This is a genomic window from Latilactobacillus sp. VITA-14 (assembly GCF_046580785.1).
Classification (GTDB): domain Bacteria; phylum Bacillota; class Bacilli; order Lactobacillales; family Lactobacillaceae; genus Latilactobacillus; species Latilactobacillus curvatus.
Genome location: NZ_JBJKTM010000040.1, coordinates 1 through 1,696 on the forward strand (window position 1 = coordinate 1; position 1,696 = coordinate 1,696).

General features: G+C 39.0%; 1 protein-coding gene and 1 pseudogene. Both read left to right on the plus strand.

What is annotated here, in order from left to right:
• A pseudogene (locus ACF1X7_RS10055) lies at positions 1–131 on the plus strand (IS30 family transposase); the annotation flags it as partial.
• A gap of 123 nt (positions 132–254) precedes the next feature.
• Positions 255–1,484, plus strand: coding sequence for a coiled-coil domain-containing protein (locus ACF1X7_RS10060; protein WP_411162741.1), 1,230 nt, complete (start codon positions 255–257; stop codon positions 1,482–1,484).
• The last annotated feature ends 212 nt before the right edge of the window (positions 1,485–1,696 follow it).

A 1,696-nucleotide genomic window follows, 5' to 3' on the forward strand; every position in this document is an offset into this window, starting at 1 on the left:
GTTTTGAGCACATTAGTGCTCAAGATTTAACGACGACGTTACTCCAAATTAACCAGCGACCGCTTAAAATACTCGACTGGCAAACACCGTATCAGGTTATGCTGACAAATTTGTCCAAAAATTCGGATTAAATTTGCAATCTACCTATTTTATGATTTGTTAAGTAAGCATAATGTTTATGTAATGTTAATGTAACATTCGCCCTATATACTTAGTCTCAGAGTTCGGGCTTAACTAATAGGAGAAAATAAACCATGTCATTTAAAAAAACGATTACGACTACAATTGCTCTTGGATTATTAACAGCTTCAGTTCTTTCAACAAACGTAGTATCTGCTGCAACTTCAAGTGAAGCACAAGAAGCGATTACTGCTAATAAGAACGCAACAAACGATTTGCTCAAACAAATCGAATCAGCTAATACAGAAGTGATTGGGTTGGATCAAAAGATTTCAACAAACGCTTCAAAAATTGCTGATCAAGAAGCAGCAATTACTAAAGCAAATAATCAAATCGAATCTCTTTCAGGTCAAATTACGGATGCTCAAAAAGAAGTTTCTAAACGAACAGTCGTATTGAAGAAACAATTAGTGACCTTACAAGAAAAGAGTGGGGATGCTGTCAGCGGGAACGTATATGTTGACTTCCTTTTAAACTCAAATGACCTTTCAGATTTAGTTTCGCGTTCATTCACAATTAATAAATTAAACCAAGCAAGTAAAGAAGCTTTAGATGATGTTAACAGCGCTAAGGCAAAATTAAGCGGCTTGAAGACAGAACAAGAAAATACTAAAGCAAGTTTAGTTGCTACTAAGACTGATTTAGAAAAACAAAAAGCAAACTTAGAATCATTGAAGAGTGAAGCTGATCAAAAACAAACAGCTTTATCACAAAAAATCAATGATAACAAAGACGAATTAACAGCTTTACAAGCAGATTTCGACAAAGCAAGTACTGAAGAAGCAGACGCTGCTGCTAAAAAGGCTGCAGACGATGCCAACAATGCCAACAATGCCAACAATGCCAACAATGCTAAAAAAGACACACCTCAACCTACATCAATTGACACGCCATCAGATAATAAGGGTGGCACATCTGTTTTCGGTGGCAGCGGAAAAGTTGCTGGTAATTCAGCTGGGAATTCATATGCATGGGGTCAATGTACATGGTATGTTAAGTCAGTAGCACCTTGGGCTGGCAATAACTGGGGGAATGGCGCTCAATGGGGTGCTTCAGCCGCAGCAGCTGGCTTCACAGTTAACCATATACCAGCAGCAGGCGCAATCGTTAGCTTTGCTGGTGGCCAAATGGTAGGTTCTTGGGCCGCAGATGGGACATATGGTCACGTTGCTTACGTTCAATCATACGATGCCGCAGCTGGGACAATTACCATCACTCAAGGTGGGATGGGCTTCAGCAACCCTGCTGGTCCTAACACCCAAACAATTTCAAATGCCGGGGCATTTACTTATATCCATAACTAGACATTAATGATTGAAGGCCCGCATCCTAGATGCGGGCCTTTTTTTATGAAATAAAATCAATTTTATAAAGGCAAATTCTATAATTAATCCGAACAGAAATTAAAAAGCCCAAAGCAATCACTTACAATGGTAGTAGCTAATTCCAACCAATATAGGGAGTGATTACTTTGGGTACATCTACTTTATCACGTTTTCAACGTGGCGCACTAGCA

Bases quoted from the DNA above. Each gene is read 5' to 3' on its own strand.
- ACF1X7_RS10060 (WP_411162741.1), top strand. From the start codon at position 255: ATGTCATTTAAAAAAACGATTACGACTACAATTGCTCTTGGATTATTA.